The sequence below is a fragment of the Acaryochloris sp. IP29b_bin.148 genome (assembly GCF_028285565.1).
Taxonomy (GTDB): Bacteria; Cyanobacteriota; Cyanobacteriia; order Thermosynechococcales; family Thermosynechococcaceae; genus Acaryochloris.
Genome location: NZ_JANQOY010000005.1, coordinates 1 through 15,024, shown reverse-complemented (window position 1 = coordinate 15,024; position 15,024 = coordinate 1). Strand labels below are relative to the sequence as shown.

Below are 15,024 nucleotides of genomic sequence, written 5' to 3'. Positions count from 1 at the left end.
GAACCCAAGAGTACGCATTGCCATGTAACGACAAGGTGCATTCTATTTGTACATGGGGTTTTGCGTTTCTTCCTCTGTCGGGTCTAGTAACTCCAACCTCTCGCGTTTGAGACGCAATTTCGCTCTTTCATATTCAATTTCTAGGAGACTGGCACAATCGAGACGGCGAGGTGCACCGAGTGGAACATTCACCATCACAAATCCTCCAAAGTTATCTCCCTTCTCTGAAGTAGCAGAAGAAAGACCATAATCCTCAGAAGAACGCGTATCGCCATAAACGCCCATGCTGAGGTTCGCTCTCCCCGATGTATTTTGGGTACACACGGTTCCATCTGGAGTAGAAATAGATTCTTGAGAAGTCCTACCACTCACTGTGGGGAAATGGAATGATTGGGCATGCACAACAGTGCCCCATTGGGCAACGCCTACCACAATCCATACTGCTAACGTTAGTCTTCTCCCCATGTTAGGTTTTCCCTTACCTATTTTTGCTTAAGATTGACCCGAGAACAGGCCCGGGCACGAATTCCTAGCTTGTGGCTCGTACTGCTGCCTGGGTGGATGATGGTGGGCTCTGCGGGGGATGTGCAGACAAAGAAGGTCCGATCAGACCCACTCATGTCTGCTACAGCATTGACCCGCCGAAGTTTTCCAGAGCGTAGAGTGACTTTTCTGGCAGATAAGCGAATGCCCTGTTCAATTTCCATGGACGGTACGCCATCTGCTGTCATTGCCACTGGATCTACGTAAAACTGGCCTGTTTTTTTAGTGGGGTTGCCCACCTGAACAGAGAAAGTAACCTGTTGGCTGATGGATGTACGATTAATTGCCCTCGGTGCGATCTGTTGTGCAACCAAAAAGCTTGAAAGTAGTGCTTCTATCATTAGTAGCTACAAGTTACGTCGTAAATCACAGTGTAGGATCCAGCTGTAAATGCTCCACCACTTGTGGTGGCACTTGAGTGTAGAGTGCCCGTATTTAGACCTGGAGCTGCAAGCGTCTCTGAATGGTTATTGCTATTATCAATTGTTACTTCGGATGTTGTATTATCACCCGAAAAGCTAACTCGATAGGAAAAAGTAGGGGTGCCTAAATACCCAGATACGAGTGGGAAAAAGTTAGCAGGAGGCGCAATTGTTACAATTGCATTAGGTGCAGTATTCAAAACAGTAAAGGTGCTAGCAGTGCCTTCTTCAAAGCTAGGGTTATTAGGGTCAGTCGTATCATAGGTCATGGTTCCAGGTGTTCCAGGTGTAACAACACAAGTATCAAGTACTGTTGCAGTTAGAGGAACCTCAGCTGCATTAGCTGAAGCTGGATATAAGACTAGAGATAATGTGGATATCCCTAAGAGTAGTGAATTTAGATTCTTCATTGGGATTTACTGACCGTTGATTTTTAAGTATTTAATCTTTGAAAAGAATATTGATTATTTCTATTTTTAAGACTTAAGTTATTTCTTTGTTGAATATATCAGCTTTATCCGTAGTGTTAATCAGTGATACTACGGATAAATTATTCAAGGTGTATATATTGTGTTTGACTTTATATATAAGTATTATTTTGTTTTTATGAAAACTATTTATACAGTAAATTCGAATTGTTTGTATAATCGATTTTGGGCGCGCTTTACTTTCCCAAAAGCAAAGTAAATTCTCTGGTATTACATGCTTTAACCACGACCCAATCAATGGTTCTCAGTACAGTCTGAACATTCTCTCAAAAGATGAAAATCTTCCGTCGTTCTTTCCATAATTCCAAAATATATTTTTTACTGAAATCTATATTATTAAGGACTTATAGATGTTTTTAGGATGATTTGCAGGGGAGCGTGTCACCTTTTTGAGAGAAACATAGAGTCACGCTGTCGATTGAGATAGGTACAGCGATAAGCCAGGACCTTAGAGACATGCTGGTGCGAGAAATGGGCTTCACAAGCGACTCGCACCAGATCTACAGGGATCTCCTCTGCTTGAGAGTAACCATAGGAGGCATCCGCTCTTGATGGTCTGATCAATCTTCCCTGGCCACAGCAAGGTTTCAGCTTGCTGCAACTGTTTGAGTGACCCACCGTATGCAAATTCTCCATCCAGTGAAACCAGTCTAGGATCTGTGCTTGTTCTGTTAAGAGTCCCATCTGTTGGTAGAGTTCCCAGATCCCAGCATGACTATCGCCAAGACAGTAAACCTTGGACGCAAACTGGAATCGATTCACCGCCAGACGTAGGCAGGCATTGTCTTGATCAGAGGTTAGGTCGACTCTTTAACTTTTTAAGGTCTGTCGATATTCTCCGGCCTCCGGTGGGCTAACTTGGTCGATAAAAAAACCATCTGTGGAGATACATCAGGTTAGAGTTGCGTCCGAACGGTAGATTGAATCTCTGCTAGGATATTCATCGGCAAAGATTGAGCTTGGGAGTCTTAATACAGCAGTTCTGAAGTGCGTGTGACGCAGGCTTTGAATGTTTGTTTTTCTGCTGGTGTTATAGCGAATAGGAGCGATCATTTCAATAGCAAGTATCATTTTCCTCTCAAAAAAGTGGCACGCTCCCGATCTACAGTCTTGGTTGGCCATAAAATTTTAGTGGTTATTTGTACAAAAAATTTGGTTCTGATGTTATGACGATTGGTGATATTGATTATTTTGTAATTTTGATATCGAAAACCAACTATATAAGCTGTGAAGATGCTTAGTTTTTTCTCTTAGATATATATATGAAACTCTTTGAAGTTGGATTCTTTTTAGCTTATGCTTATTCATTCTGATAAGCCATTGACACTCATATCTACAAGGCATACTTGATCAATATGATTGAGTCTAGAAGCTTAATTAAAAATATGCTCAGTCTAAGGAAATAGTATTTTATGGAGATGAAATATGAATGGCAGCAATCCTATGAGACATAGGGGCATTATTTTGACTGATCGGTCTCCACTCATTTGAGAGTATTGCTGTTTAGGGCTACCTAGTTTAAAGTTTTGAAGCCTATTAAGATGCGCATTATGTAGGTGCACAAACTTTTTTAGCGTGCATGGATGGATGTGAACATCAAAATTAAACTAAATTTGTAGATACTAAGGCTGAGACAAAAGACATCGCTATGGCAACCTATCAACAGCCCGCGTTAAAGATATATCGACAGCAGTTTCCGGCCTTAGCAAACAAGCTCTATTTTAACTATGGTGGCCAAGGCCCTCTCCCTCAACCTGCCTTAGCGGCAATTCAGTCTGCCTATACTCAAATGCAAGAGCTTGGCCCGTTTACCGGGGGGGCATTGGCTTGGATGACGGAAAAAGTGGAGGAAACTCGAGGTGCGATCGCAACTGAACTCAACGTTTCCCCCAACACCATCACTCTGACAGAATCGGTCTCTAGTGGCTGCAATATTGCCCTGTGGGGCATCCCCTGGCAACCCGGTGATCATCTCTTACTCTCAGACTGTGAGCATCCCAGTGTCATCGCCACCTCCCAGCAGCTAACCCATCGCTTCGGGATTGAAGTCTCGACCTTTCCCTTGATGGCGACCCTGAATGGTGGCGATCCCACTGCCGTGATGATGGCGCATTTACGACCCAATACTCGTCTAGTAGTGATCAGTCATATTCTGTGGAATACAGGTCAAGTTTTACCGTTGGCAACGATGGCTCAAGCCTGTCGGCAAGCCGCTCCCGCTGCCGCTATCTTAGTGGATGCCGCTCAGTCTGTGGGAGTTTTACCCCTGAGCCTGGATGAGCTGGATGTCGACTTCTATGCCTTTACAGGTCATAAGTGGTGGTGTGGCCCTGATGGGTTGGGTGGACTGTATGTTCGACCAGCCGCTTTAGACAATTTAGAACCCACCTATATTGGCTGGCGTGGGATTGAGATGAATGCCCAAGGTAAACCCACAGGTTGGAAACCCGATAGTCGTCGCTATGAGGTGGCCACATCTGCTTTTCCCCTCTTTCCGGGGCTAACAGCAGCAATTCATCTGCTGCGAGAATGGGGGACACCGACCGAGCGCTATCACCGGATTTTGCATCTCAGCCAAATATTATGGGAAATGCTGAGTACCATTCCTAAAATTACTTGTTTACGAACATCTGCGCCTGAATCTGGTTTAGTGGCCTTCCAAATCGAAGGCCTCAGCAATCATCGTCCCTTTGTCCAACAGCTAGAGAGCCAAAACATCATGGTGCGCTTGATCGCCGATCCCAATTGTGTCCGAGCTTGTGTCCATTACCTGACCTTAGAGTCTGAAGTGGAACAACTCGTCCAAGCCATTGAGCAAACCCTGGATTAATTGTAATTTTAGTCTCCCAATTAGTTTTGAAGGAGCACAATATGCCCAGTCAGACAATGGATTCAATTCCAACTCTCTTCCACAGCCGTTTAGCAACGCTAGAGCATCTTTTGCAGACCGCTCAGACGCATTTTAGAGATGACGAATCGTTTCTGCAAAAGCGCATTGTGGCTGATATGCTTCCTTTTGGTACCCAGATTGCGTTCACTTGCAATCAACCTCGCAACTTTGCCCTCTGGTGTGAGGGTAAACCTGTGAATAATCTTGATCCAGAAGTCACCTCCCTCGCCCAAGCCTATAAGCACATCGCTAATACTCAAGCAATGCTGGTGGGTGTTCAGGTTGAAGACAAAAAACTCGCTGAAATCATGCGGATTGACTTAGGGGATAGTCTCTATCTCGAACTATTGGGTAGTGCTTATATCAACGAATTCCTCTTACCCAACTTCTACTTCCACCTGGTCACGGCTTACGACATTCTGCGGATGGTAGGTGTTCCCATTGGCAAACGGGATTACATGATGCACTTAGTTCCTTTGGTTCAGCAAGGATAAAGCCGACGGTATCGAATGTGGGTATTGACGAATGCCTATTTTAAGAACGTGACTGATTTATTAAGGGGGTATTCGCCAGCCTTGTTAGGATGGGAAAAATCCCTAGGGAGGCAGTCGATGATTCCCATTCGTGGTGTTTATGAAGTCGCTATCCGAGTCCGCGACCTTGCTATTGCAGAGGCTTTTTATTGTCAGCTCCTTGGCCTGAAAGTGGGGCTTCGCGATGAACGGCGGAACTGGTTGTTTCTTAGAGCTGGGGAAACTTCTGGGATGATCGTTTTGCAAGAAGACCAGGGTCACTGGCCCACCCAACACTTTGCGTTCACTGTTGGTGAATCAGAGATCGAGCAATCCGCACAGCAGCTTCGTGCACAGGGCATCGCGCTGGATGGCCCCATCATCCACGACTGGATTCCAGCAAAGTCAGTTTACTTTGAAGACCCTGATGGTCATGCGCTTGAGCTTTGTGCTGTGCTTCCCAAGGCTGTCTAGCTCGAACACTTGTCAATTCCACCCTTATGATGCATCTCGTTAAATCGCACGTGTAATGTTGCTCAGTTCAGTGGAGACGTAGAGAATGGCCTATCCAATCCAGTGTCAATGTGGAAACGTTCAAGGGAGTATTGATGAATCTGCATCGATCCATCGGGTAACTTGTTACTGTCGGGACTGTCAGGCTTTTGCCCACTTCTTAGGCAGAAGTGATGACATGCTCGATCACCGCGGTGGCCTGGAAATCGTTCAAATGCTCCCGAAACATATCTCTTTTGCTCAAGGAACAGAATATTTGGCCTGTATGCGGCTAACAGAATCGGGGTTATTGCGTTGGTATGCTAATTGCTGCAACACCCCCATTGGTGCTACCTTACCGAGCCATACACTGTCATTTATGGGTGTGGTTCATAATTGCTTGAAAGCTTCTGGCGTCAAACTAGATGATATTTGCGATTCTAAAGGCGTAAACGTCAATACGGCGAATGCCAAAGGAGACCCTAAACCTAAACAAACTGGGCAAGTGAAAACGATTCTTCGGAATCTGCGGATGATCTTGAAGGCACGCATTGATGGGAGTTACCAACAGACCCCCTTCTTTGAGGTTGACTCTGGCATGCCCATCACCAATCCCAAAATCTTGAATCCTCAAGAATACGAAGACCTCATGAACTCTGTTTAAGAGATCTCCCAACTCGTCATAGCGGTCAATCAATCGAGTCTACTTTGGAAGTCTTATTTCAATTCATTCCTTTCCAATGACGAAACAACCTACAAACGCCTACGATCAATATCACGCGCATGTCTATTTCGATGCCCACTCTGTGGAGATGGCATCTTCAATGTGCCACCAGGCAGGCGAGTTATTCGATATTCAAGTGGGGCGAGTTCATCAAAAGTTAGTGGGGCCACATCCTCGATGGAGCTGTCAGCTTTCCTTTAGTAAGGCTCAGTTTGATCAATTGATTCCGTGGCTGGACGATCATCGGGATCATTTAACGATCTTTGTCCATGCACTGACTGGCAATGATCTCGCCGATCACACCACCCATGCATCCTGGCTAGGCGACCCTGTACCCCTGAATTTATCCGTCTTCGGAGTTGAAGGATTGGTTGCTGACGTATCTTCTTGAATCATTTTATTGATGTGTAAAGCATGTAGGACGCCTATCCAGAGCAGTCCCAGAGTTTGGGTTGCTGATGTTGGGGGAACTGAGATGTAGCGTCCACCCTACTGATGTTCAATCTGAGTTTGGGGTTTTAGTGCTACACAGATGCGATCGCACTCACTTCCCGATAGGGCTGATCCACTAAAAATGTTTCGGCCTGCATGGCATTCATCGGACGGGCAAATAAGAAGCCTTGAATATAGCGGCAACCCAGCTCCGTCATAATCTGCAATTGTTCTAGAGTTTCTACCCCTTCAGTCACCACTTGCAGATTCAACGCATCGGCCATGGCAATTATGGAGCGAATCAACTCTTTGCTTGCCGGGCTTTCTGCCAGGTCTCTGACAAAATTTCGATCAATCTTAATGCCGTGGATGGGATACTTGGCGAGATAACTCAGGGAGGAGTATCCCGTTCCAAAGTCATCCACAAAAATGCTAAATCCCAGCTCGTTCATTTCATTGAGATTCTTCATCACCAGTGCTGAATCTGCAAGCAAGTAACTCTCCGTAATTTCCAACACAACGTCGTGGGGGCTGATACCGGATACATCGATGGTGCTGAGGAGGAAGGGGATAATATCGGATCGCTCCAGCTGGCCACAGGAAAGATTGACATTAAACTTCTGTTGAGGGCGGGTGATGCCGCTAGCCCGCCACTGACGAAACTGTTTACAGGTTTGCTCGAAAACAATTCGGTCGATATCTATCACGAGTCCTAATTCTTCTGCCAGGGGAATAAAGCGACCGGGCGAGATCATGCCCTTGTCGGGATGAATCCAGCGCACTAGCGACTCAATCGAGTAGATGTCGGACTGATGGGTGTCAACAATGGGTTCAAAATTGACGCAGAACTGTTTCTCCCGCACAGCGGTTTCTAATTCTCGTTCCAGTTCCAAGCCTTCTAAATACTCTGTCCGCATTCTTTCGTCGAAGAATTGATAGCAATTTCCCGTTGCTTTAGCGCGATGCATGGCAATATCAGCATCCCGAACGATGTCATCAGCGGATTGATAGGATGCATCCGCTAAGACGATACCAACACTCGCCGCCATGGAAATTTCGGTCTCGCGGATGCGCAGGGGTTGAGCAAAGGTAGCCGTGATTTGCTGGGCCAGTTTGTAGGCGTCAGCGACCGTCAGCGGACCCGTTAGCAGCACGAATTCGTCACCCCCCAAACGAGCCAGACAGGTTGCATCGCCTGCCAACGTGGATAAGTGATTGGCAACCTGAATCAACACTTTGTCACCCATAAGGTGACCAAACCGGTCGTTAATTTGCTTAAAACGATCAAAGTCGATAAAGAAAAAGCACAGCCCCCTATCTGCATCCGTGCCGAGCTGAGCTACACACCGATTTAACTCCCGCATCAATTGGTTGCGATTCGCCAACCCCGTTAAGTCATCGTGGGTGGCATCATATTCCAAGCGCTTATTGATTTGTTCGAGATGGAGCTGGGCGGCTTGGAGTTCAGCAGTTCTTGCCTGCACGAGGTTCTCTAGTTCCCGCTGATGCAAGTCTGCCTGGGCTAAACGTAAACTCGATTCACTCTTGAGATCTTCGTAGGCCTGCTTGAGTTTAAGCGATGTTGACTGTACAGACTGTTCTAACAGTTCGCGATTGGCCGTGAACTCTTGGATAGTTTGATTGACCGCTAAGACAAAATTGGTCCAGCCGGAAAGAGTAGGAACTTCATCCGCCGTGACCCCTTGCCGACGCATCAGCCGTTTAAGCATGCGGCTAAGTGCACTAGACCGATGGTCGGGAACAGGTTGGATAGCCATGGTCAATCCCTAATACTCTCGTATTAGCCCCATCGTGATGGTCTCGTTATGCACCTGTGGCGGCCCTGATGAGGTCGTTGAAATTTCGCCGAAGGCATACATGCCAATTTGATGAATCCCATGCCCCAAGCCATCATAGGCAAGGGCCGCTTCTTCCCTCGTCTTCTCTAGCAAGACCGTGCGCCGACCCGCACAGCTGACACAAATGGCTAAGGCATTGTTCTGGGGCAGGATGGTTTTGCTCTTCATGCGCTCGACCGCTTCGTCAACCCCATCCAAAATGTCGTCTGCAGTGGTGGTCATCACTTGAACCGTCACGCCTTCAGGAATATCCCCTGCCAATTCAATGGCTCCAGAGGCTTCATCAAAGCGGTTGACATCGCGAACGATTTGCATTTCTAGACTGGGTAGCCGAATCGTCAGGGGGTAGCGAGTCGAGGACTCGTGCAACCCAAATCCGACTTCGTTACCCACCTGTCGCTGGTACACATCATGGGCAGGTTCGCCATCGAGTTCGTATAACGTTCGACCGACGGTTCGCGTCGCCTGACATTCGGCTCCGATCAATCGCCATCCGCCTCCAGTGGCTCGGGTCAGTTCTACCCGATTCCCCACAAAACCGACGGCACAAGCCTGCAATCGTTGCAGTTCGCCATCGCAAATCATCCAGGTGTCATCCAGGGTATGGCCGCTTGCCAAACCGCCAGCAATGGTCACTTCGGGTGGTAACCGTTCTTGCAAACCTCGCACTAGCTCTGTGGCTTCTGTCGTCACACCATCCGCAAAAATCAGCACCCCTTTAAGGTCAGGATCCGTCAATTGTTCGCCCAACTGTTGGCCTGCGGTTCGAGAGGTTTCGAAATTATTGACTGCTGCAGCGGACAGTCGGATTTGGGTAGTCTCAAAACGGATGATACCGACTGCGATCGCACCTTCAAGTAACGATCCATCACAAATCACGACTGGCGAACTACAGCCGATAATCTTGGATTCTGGAAAATAATTGCAGATTTCTAGCAATGGCTCGGGTGAGTCCCAGTATTCATGAGCCGCGAATACAACAACCAGGGTATTTTCAGAATCTAAGTCTGGAAAAGGTTTCGACCAGCCGTTATTCTGAGCGTAACTCAAGGTTTCGGTCGTCTGTTCTTCGATATCTAAAGGCGAAAAGGTTCTCATTGCTGAGCATTACTGACGTTAGCCGATCCTATCAACCAGCTTACTCCAATGACAAAGGCCCTTCATCCATCCGACACACTATTTTTATAGACCAGCACCACAGACCGTCGTTATCCGCTTGTCGAAGCCCCTCAGCCAAAGCGGATCGACCCAAACATCAGGGATCTTATCGATCAGCTGTTGCTGGAGCAGATACCTTTAATGGGTATTGCCAGAGTGTGTGATGTGCCAAAAAGCTAGTAGTTTGGAGGTTTGTTCACCCCTACAATGCATCCTTACTAGCATTAAGGCGACCTCCATAGTCATCGCTTTTGCCTGTGCCAGATTAGAACAGGTCGAGTATCGAAATCAATGCTGAGGCGATGAGGGTATATCAGGTCTGTAGGCTTTGGCCTAGTTCATATTCATGCATTAGAGACGGTGTTGTATCGAGAGTCCCGTGATCTCCAATGCGGCTATGGATGCTGCACCCTGAATAGTTTGCCGCTTTTTAAGAACGTCTTCTAGTGCGTTTTCGATAATTTGCCAATCAAAGTCTTGAAAGATATCCATATCTTCAATGAGTTGTAAGGAGTCGTGCAGGGCGGGGACAGGATCGTCTAGATGGATGGCTTGTTGTAGGCAGCGCTGCAAAATACTCGTCATTTGATGCTGCTCGCTTCGCTCCGCGAAAGTTAGGGCTCTGGGTTTGTTGTTCATATAGAGATCGAAAACCCTTGAGTGGGCGATGAGGGGAATGGGGGTTAAAACGTCTTGGAATTTGTGAAGTGAGATTTTAAAGAAGACCTAACCGGACCTTATACATATTTTATATGGGTCATGTGCTCCTACTCAAAACTTGGCTCGTTGGTCGTCAATCATAGGGAGCTGGCAATGGTTTAGTGAAGGAAATTGACCATAAAGTTTAAACGGCTTCTTCCACTACACAGCGAAACTCTTCCACTTCATCGTTATATTCAATATCCATAACTGCTTCAACATTTTCATGGGGACGAGGAATGATGATCCAAGTTTCGAGCAAACCACCAGACGTTTTATTGACCGCTGCTATCCCAGCATCCATAGCCATCCTGACCGCGGAAACATCACCTCGTATATTCACCGTAAAGCGTGCACTACAGGACTGAATAAGACTGACGAAGGTCACGTGGCCAGCTTTCACCATCGCATCGGCTGCAGCTAAAGCAGGGGGGAATCCTTTGGTCTCTAATGCTCCAACTGCCTGTGGCATGATGTTTGTCCTAAAACATTACTGTAACAGGGTTAGAGACAAATTTTTCAAAAGCGCTTGCCCCCCAAATCAGACGGCTCTAAACGGATACTCAAAGGTCAAACCGATAGAACGATCAATTTAAATTTTGACCAGGGAATATGAAGTTATGACCTGCATAAAGCATCACCTAAGAAGTGTTCCTATCTTTTCTTGACTGACATTCAATCACAACGTCGTTGAAGTCAGATGCAGCAACAGTGACGCTAGCGATCCACTATCGATGAAAGCAATTTTTAGAGTCATCTTGTCTCTCATCTGCAAAGTATCAATAGAATGTTATGCATCAAGAGGATTGGGCTTACTTTTATCGATGAGCTATAACAGTCGCAGACTTCACCTATAGTAGTGAAAAATTATTGAGCCACAATTGGTTGCTGCGGGTAAACGACATGGCTAACAAAAACGAGAAACTTGAAGTCGAAAATATTAATGTTCCCGGTCAGGTGACTCGGGTCAATGCAGCCAAATATTCAGCGATGAAAGTGGCATTGCTACACATCCTGCCCAATCAGCCACCGGGTCTGACCCAAAAGGAGATTCAGCAGCAGGTTAAACCGCATCTTCCTGATGATCTGTTTCCTCAGGGGCAAACGTCAGGATGGTGGGCGAAAACGGTGCAGTTGGATCTGGAGGCCAAAGGAAGTGTCGTCCGCGAAAAGACTAAACCTTTACGCTGGCACAAGCTATAGCTGTCACCCAATTATATGGACCCCAAAGTTTCATGGACAAAGACATCGTCGCGAACCATATCAGGTCTGCGTTTGCTGAAGTGACGCTGGGTGAAGGTATTGGTTTATGGCAAGCCCAAGCCATCGACGATTATGAAACTGAGGCAATACAGAAGCGAAATCGCGACAAGGACGAGAAAGAAAAATGGCATCGACTGAGCTATGAGGATTTACAGAGATGTCACAGCAGCCTGTCTTTTTTTGATGCAGAGGGAATGAGATTTCATTTGCCTGCCTATATCGTGGCCAGTCTATACAATCAGGTCAATGATCCGCTGTTTCATTTAACGCAGCTAGATGATTACGCAAAATCTAAGTTAACGGCACTCAATACCGTGCAAAGACAAGCCATCGTGATGTATCTGGAGTGGTGCCTGGATCGAGACGAATATGAATTTGACCACCCAGCTATTCGGATGGCACTCAGTGAATATTGGCAGCCTTAATCTAATAAGAGCAATACACTCGCATTGCTTAATATAGACACCAGAGAATTCTGCCACACTTGGAGTGAACTGCTTTTCAAAGTTCTTCGCAAGATAGCACTGTTAGTCCAGCGCTCTGATATTCGTTGATTCCTATCAGTAAAGAAGCATCCATGCCATGTACTTATCTGCCAATACAATATCCTGTAACTTATTGCTGCTAGTGGGATTAAAAGGATCTGGGAAAACATTTGTCGGTGGTGTTTTAGAGAAACATCTAGCGGTAAAGTTCTTAAGGGTTGAACCTATATTTATTGAGTTACTTCAGCAAGACCCAGAGCTGTCAGGTGTTCCGCTGGAGAAAAAAGGATTCCAAATCGTGTTAAATCAGTTAGATGAGTTAGCTCAATCTCATTCCACGCTCTGTATTGAGTCAACCGGCACAGCTCATACCTTTCCAGAGCTATTAACTGCCCTGTATCAAGGCTTCCGTGTGCTCACTATTCATATGAAAGCTCCCTTGGATACTTGTATTGCGCGAGTCCTGACGAGGGATGCATCAGCCCATATTCCTGTGTTAGACCACAGATTAAACGAAATTAATGAGCGGGCGCTGCTAGTGAATCTTCCCTGGGATTTAGAAATAGATAACTCTCAGTTTCTGGATGAGCTGGCGATTGTCGAGGCAGTGAGGGGGATTTTAGCACCGTAATCGGTCCAGCACCAATGCAATCACAATTTGAGTCTGTCATTGAGAACCTCGACTTGCTTCGAATCCTCCAGGACTTTAATCCCTGTGTCATTGGTACACCACCATTGGGTATCGATGTCTCTACGAGTGATATTGATATTGCTTGTTCAGCGCAAGATCTATCGCTGTTTCGCAGATGTTCTCATGAGAATTTTGGCAGGTTCGATGACTATCGGTGCTATGACTTTGCCGCTCAGAATTTACCTTCAGTGATGGTTCAATTCAATTCTATGGGATGGCAGATCGAATTATTCTGTCAAGCTATCCCGACGGAGCAGCAGTGGGGCGTTCGCCATTTCCGAATAGAGCAACGCCTACTTGAACTGGAGCCAAACCTTAGAATTGCAGTACAGCAGCTCAAACAAAGGGGCATCAAAACGGAACCTGCTTTTGCCCACATCCTTGGGTTAGCAGGCGATCCTTATATTGCCTTGTTGGAACTGGAACAGATTGGCCATCGTACCTTGAAACACCTCATCCACACCAGACTCCAGTGAAGTCCTATGGACAACGACCTTAAACTCAGATGCCGTAACACGCTCCCCGATACACCACGATGGGTGGAAACCCGTGACCTTCTATCCTGGTCAGGGTCTTTATATATGGGTGAAGATTTCAGGAACTTCGTCGTCTGGAGTGAAGAAGATGACCTGGGTGCCATCGTCGGCGAACCTGCCCCAAAGGCAATGCATCAGGCAGTCCAAGATTGTGAAGACGTGCTAGCGTTTCCAGAAAATATCCGTTACGTGAGAGAACATCTAAAGCATATCAACGTAGAACAAGCGACTCTTTTCCAAGCCTGTGCTGGAACTATACCTGAGCCTAGCTACCCTTGTCGTTGGCTAACCAGAGAAGAAGTCACGTCCTTATCGCACCTGCAGGCTGAGTTAAGACATGAGCTAGCTGATGTGGCAGCAGAGGGCAAGGAAATTTTGGCGGCCCTCGACGGTGATCTCCCGGTTGCTTTTGTCTACATTGCCTCCGAAACTGAGACGCTTTGGGATATCTCCATTGATACGGTCGAAACACATCGTCGTCGGGGTTTCGCCTCTGCCGCAGTCTTAACCATGATGCGCATCATGACTCAACGTTCCAAAACAGCAGTATGGGGAGCAGTCCACAGTAATATCGCATCGCTGAATTTAGCTCGCAAGTTAGGTTTTATTGAAGTCGACCAGCTGTGGGTTCTCAATCGCAAGTTAGATATGCCAGTGAACGCAACATCTGGTTAGGAACTAAACGACGAATCTTTGGTGAGAATGACCTCTGAATCGATGTTAGAAGAACGCTATAGTCGTTTGCAGACCCTATGGTTCTAGCAACAGTAACTGCTTTCCCTCTGATTAACAGTAGTTCGACAACATTGTCCGTTTATTTATGCAGGTAACGGTAACGTTCAAAGCCACTACCCGAAAAGATTGGCGAGGTTGGCTCACTCAAAATCATGAATCCGAATCTGAGATTTGGTTGCTCTCGGATGATCGGCCTGAAGTCCCGACAGTTTCGTACCTAGACTCCGTTGAAGAAGCTATTTGTTTTGGCTGGATCGACGGTATTGCCAAACGCATTTCTTCCGTCGCAAAAGCCCAGCGATTCACGCCTCGTCGTCCACGCAGCCACTGGACTGAACTCAACAAAGAGCGCGCTCGACGCCTGATAAAGCTGGGATTGATGACTCCAGCAGGACTGCAAAAGCTGCCCGATCTGTCGTTACCGTTTGAGGTTGCCGATGACATCATGACGGCCATCAAGACTGAACCAAACGCATGGACACATTTCCAGACGTTCCCGGACCTCTACATTCGAGTCCGCATTGGATATATCGAAGAAATGCGGAAGCGGCCCGAAGAATTTGATAAACGCCTAAGAAATTTTATCACCAAGACAGCTGCAGGCAAGTGCTTTGGTCAATGGAATGACGGAGGGCGGCTAGGTTAAACGTTTAACCCTTTAATCACCTGCAAGTATCGAGGTTGTTATCTATTTCTTCCTAGGCATATAATCTTGCTACCCTTTGTGAAAAGCCTCAGTTAGACAGTATCCCAACACCGGACTTAAGGCGCTAACCACAACGCCAGATTTTTGACATAAGCGTAGATATCCTGCAAATGCTCCGGCTTTTGTTTCACACCATCACTGGGGGGTTCATCCACGAAGCTAGGACAGCCCATGTCAATATTCCAGTTGTAATTGGCAAAATGATGAAAGGTGGACTGAGCAACGAGTCGGCCTAATCGATTTCCTGATTCATCTTTGGTATGGTCAGATGCGATCGCAAGATTAAACGCTCTCCCCGTTGTCTTACTGGTGCCTGTGGCAATTACCCGCGCTTGATTCGCCCCCTCAGGAATGCCGATATCGCCTTCATGAGGATGAGCCGGGAAATA

18 protein-coding genes and 2 pseudogenes are annotated in these 15,024 nt (G+C 46.7%); 11 read left to right on the top strand and 9 right to left on the bottom strand.

Annotated elements, in window-relative coordinates; all coding sequences use genetic code 11:
* Positions 1 to 42 precede the first annotated feature (42 nt).
* From Q0986_RS00510 to Q0986_RS00495, 4 genes and pseudogenes are all read right to left on the bottom strand, one after another.
* On the bottom strand, positions 43 to 465 hold the full coding sequence (locus Q0986_RS00510) for a hypothetical protein (protein ID WP_299402227.1): 423 nt from the start codon (positions 463 to 465) through the stop codon (positions 43 to 45).
* Between the two features lie 17 nt (positions 466 to 482).
* Entirely contained in the window at positions 483 to 857 is a 375-nt protein-coding gene (locus Q0986_RS00505; RefSeq protein ID WP_299402225.1) for a hypothetical protein, read from the bottom strand.
* A 26-nt stretch (positions 858 to 883) separates the two neighbouring features.
* A complete protein-coding gene (locus Q0986_RS00500) occupies positions 884 to 1,375 on the bottom strand; it encodes a hypothetical protein (protein ID WP_299402222.1) in 492 nt (163 codons plus the stop codon).
* 459 nt (positions 1,376 to 1,834) lie between these two features.
* Positions 1,835 to 2,487 (bottom strand): annotated as a pseudogene (locus Q0986_RS00495) (hypothetical protein).
* Positions 2,488 to 3,101: 614 nt separating this feature from the next.
* Between Q0986_RS00495 and Q0986_RS00490 the strand changes: the two are divergent.
* The 5 genes from Q0986_RS00490 to Q0986_RS00470 all read left to right on the top strand — a co-directional run bounded on the left by Q0986_RS00490 (position 3,102) and on the right by Q0986_RS00470 (position 6,462).
* Positions 3,102 to 4,283, top strand: coding sequence for an aminotransferase class V-fold PLP-dependent enzyme (locus Q0986_RS00490; protein ID WP_299402220.1), 1,182 nt, complete (start codon positions 3,102 to 3,104; stop codon positions 4,281 to 4,283).
* A 41-nt stretch (positions 4,284 to 4,324) separates the two neighbouring features.
* Positions 4,325 to 4,837, top strand: coding sequence for a DUF1993 domain-containing protein (locus tag Q0986_RS00485; RefSeq protein WP_299402217.1), 513 nt, complete (start codon positions 4,325 to 4,327; stop codon positions 4,835 to 4,837).
* Between the two features lie 117 nt (positions 4,838 to 4,954).
* A complete protein-coding gene (locus Q0986_RS00480; protein ID WP_299402215.1) occupies positions 4,955 to 5,329 on the top strand; it encodes a VOC family protein in 375 nt (124 codons plus the stop codon).
* 85 nt (positions 5,330 to 5,414) lie between these two features.
* A complete protein-coding gene (locus Q0986_RS00475; RefSeq protein ID WP_299402213.1) occupies positions 5,415 to 6,011 on the top strand; it encodes a DUF6151 family protein in 597 nt (198 codons plus the stop codon).
* Between the two features lie 76 nt (positions 6,012 to 6,087).
* Positions 6,088 to 6,462: a DOPA 4,5-dioxygenase family protein gene (locus tag Q0986_RS00470; RefSeq protein WP_299402210.1), complete on the top strand. Its 375-nt coding sequence runs from the start codon at positions 6,088 to 6,090 to the stop codon at positions 6,460 to 6,462.
* A gap of 133 nt (positions 6,463 to 6,595) precedes the next feature.
* Here Q0986_RS00470 and Q0986_RS00465 read toward each other — a convergent pair whose 3' ends face one another.
* From Q0986_RS00465 to Q0986_RS00450, 4 genes are all read right to left on the bottom strand, one after another.
* Positions 6,596 to 8,281, bottom strand: coding sequence for an EAL domain-containing protein (locus Q0986_RS00465; protein ID WP_299402208.1), 1,686 nt, complete (start codon positions 8,279 to 8,281; stop codon positions 6,596 to 6,598).
* A 9-nt stretch (positions 8,282 to 8,290) separates the two neighbouring features.
* The gene (locus Q0986_RS00460) at positions 8,291 to 9,460 is read right to left on the bottom strand and encodes an FIST N-terminal domain-containing protein (RefSeq protein WP_299402205.1); all 1,170 of its coding nucleotides are present in this window, start codon (positions 9,458 to 9,460) and stop codon (positions 8,291 to 8,293) included.
* 411 nt (positions 9,461 to 9,871) lie between these two features.
* Complete coding sequence (locus tag Q0986_RS00455; protein WP_299402202.1) at positions 9,872 to 10,105, bottom strand: hypothetical protein; 234 nt, start codon at positions 10,103 to 10,105, stop codon at positions 9,872 to 9,874.
* Between the two features lie 259 nt (positions 10,106 to 10,364).
* Positions 10,365 to 10,691, bottom strand: coding sequence for a carbon dioxide-concentrating mechanism protein CcmK (locus Q0986_RS00450; protein ID WP_012163682.1), 327 nt, complete (start codon positions 10,689 to 10,691; stop codon positions 10,365 to 10,367).
* A gap of 431 nt (positions 10,692 to 11,122) precedes the next feature.
* Between Q0986_RS00450 and Q0986_RS00445 the strand changes: the two genes are divergently transcribed.
* The 6 genes from Q0986_RS00445 to Q0986_RS00420 all read left to right on the top strand — a co-directional run bounded on the left by Q0986_RS00445 (position 11,123) and on the right by Q0986_RS00420 (position 14,575).
* Entirely contained in the window at positions 11,123 to 11,422 is a 300-nt protein-coding gene (locus Q0986_RS00445) for a hypothetical protein (protein WP_299402196.1), read from the top strand.
* A gap of 32 nt (positions 11,423 to 11,454) precedes the next feature.
* The gene (locus Q0986_RS00440) at positions 11,455 to 11,907 is read left to right on the top strand and encodes a DUF6714 family protein (protein ID WP_299402193.1); all 453 of its coding nucleotides are present in this window, start codon (positions 11,455 to 11,457) and stop codon (positions 11,905 to 11,907) included.
* A gap of 157 nt (positions 11,908 to 12,064) precedes the next feature.
* Positions 12,065 to 12,598, top strand: coding sequence for an AAA family ATPase (locus tag Q0986_RS00435; RefSeq protein ID WP_299402191.1), 534 nt, complete (start codon positions 12,065 to 12,067; stop codon positions 12,596 to 12,598).
* 14 nt (positions 12,599 to 12,612) lie between these two features.
* Positions 12,613 to 13,134 (top strand): DUF4269 domain-containing protein, encoded by a 522-nt coding sequence (locus tag Q0986_RS00430; protein ID WP_299402189.1) that lies wholly within the window; start codon positions 12,613 to 12,615, stop codon positions 13,132 to 13,134.
* A 6-nt stretch (positions 13,135 to 13,140) separates the two neighbouring features.
* Positions 13,141 to 13,869: a GNAT family N-acetyltransferase gene (locus Q0986_RS00425; protein ID WP_299402187.1), complete on the top strand. Its 729-nt coding sequence runs from the start codon at positions 13,141 to 13,143 to the stop codon at positions 13,867 to 13,869.
* A gap of 145 nt (positions 13,870 to 14,014) precedes the next feature.
* Positions 14,015 to 14,575, top strand: coding sequence for a YdeI/OmpD-associated family protein (locus tag Q0986_RS00420; protein ID WP_299402185.1), 561 nt, complete (start codon positions 14,015 to 14,017; stop codon positions 14,573 to 14,575).
* A 116-nt stretch (positions 14,576 to 14,691) separates the two neighbouring features.
* Here the strand turns inward: Q0986_RS00420 and Q0986_RS00415 are convergent.
* Positions 14,692 to 15,024 (bottom strand): annotated as a pseudogene (locus tag Q0986_RS00415) (hypothetical protein); the annotation flags it as partial.

Bases quoted from the DNA above. Each gene is read 5' to 3' on its own strand.
- Q0986_RS00510 (WP_299402227.1), bottom strand. From the start codon at position 465: ATGGGGAGAAGACTAACGTTAGCAGTATGGATTGTGGTAGGCGTTGCC.
- Q0986_RS00500 (WP_299402222.1), bottom strand. From the start codon at position 1,375: ATGAAGAATCTAAATTCACTACTCTTAGGGATATCCACATTATCTCTA.
- Q0986_RS00490 (WP_299402220.1), top strand. From the start codon at position 3,102: ATGGCAACCTATCAACAGCCCGCGTTAAAGATATATCGACAGCAGTTT.
- Q0986_RS00485 (WP_299402217.1), top strand. From the start codon at position 4,325: ATGCCCAGTCAGACAATGGATTCAATTCCAACTCTCTTCCACAGCCGT.
- Q0986_RS00480 (WP_299402215.1), top strand. From the start codon at position 4,955: ATGATTCCCATTCGTGGTGTTTATGAAGTCGCTATCCGAGTCCGCGAC.
- Q0986_RS00475 (WP_299402213.1), top strand. From the start codon at position 5,415: ATGGCCTATCCAATCCAGTGTCAATGTGGAAACGTTCAAGGGAGTATT.
- Q0986_RS00470 (WP_299402210.1), top strand. From the start codon at position 6,088: ATGACGAAACAACCTACAAACGCCTACGATCAATATCACGCGCATGTC.
- Q0986_RS00465 (WP_299402208.1), bottom strand. From the start codon at position 8,281: ATGGCTATCCAACCTGTTCCCGACCATCGGTCTAGTGCACTTAGCCGC.
- Q0986_RS00460 (WP_299402205.1), bottom strand. From the start codon at position 9,460: ATGAGAACCTTTTCGCCTTTAGATATCGAAGAACAGACGACCGAAACC.
- Q0986_RS00455 (WP_299402202.1), bottom strand. From the start codon at position 10,105: ATGACGAGTATTTTGCAGCGCTGCCTACAACAAGCCATCCATCTAGAC.
- Q0986_RS00450 (WP_012163682.1), bottom strand. From the start codon at position 10,691: ATGCCACAGGCAGTTGGAGCATTAGAGACCAAAGGATTCCCCCCTGCT.
- Q0986_RS00445 (WP_299402196.1), top strand. From the start codon at position 11,123: ATGGCTAACAAAAACGAGAAACTTGAAGTCGAAAATATTAATGTTCCC.
- Q0986_RS00440 (WP_299402193.1), top strand. From the start codon at position 11,455: ATGGACAAAGACATCGTCGCGAACCATATCAGGTCTGCGTTTGCTGAA.
- Q0986_RS00435 (WP_299402191.1), top strand. From the start codon at position 12,065: ATGTACTTATCTGCCAATACAATATCCTGTAACTTATTGCTGCTAGTG.
- Q0986_RS00430 (WP_299402189.1), top strand. From the start codon at position 12,613: ATGCAATCACAATTTGAGTCTGTCATTGAGAACCTCGACTTGCTTCGA.
- Q0986_RS00425 (WP_299402187.1), top strand. From the start codon at position 13,141: ATGGACAACGACCTTAAACTCAGATGCCGTAACACGCTCCCCGATACA.
- Q0986_RS00420 (WP_299402185.1), top strand. From the start codon at position 14,015: ATGCAGGTAACGGTAACGTTCAAAGCCACTACCCGAAAAGATTGGCGA.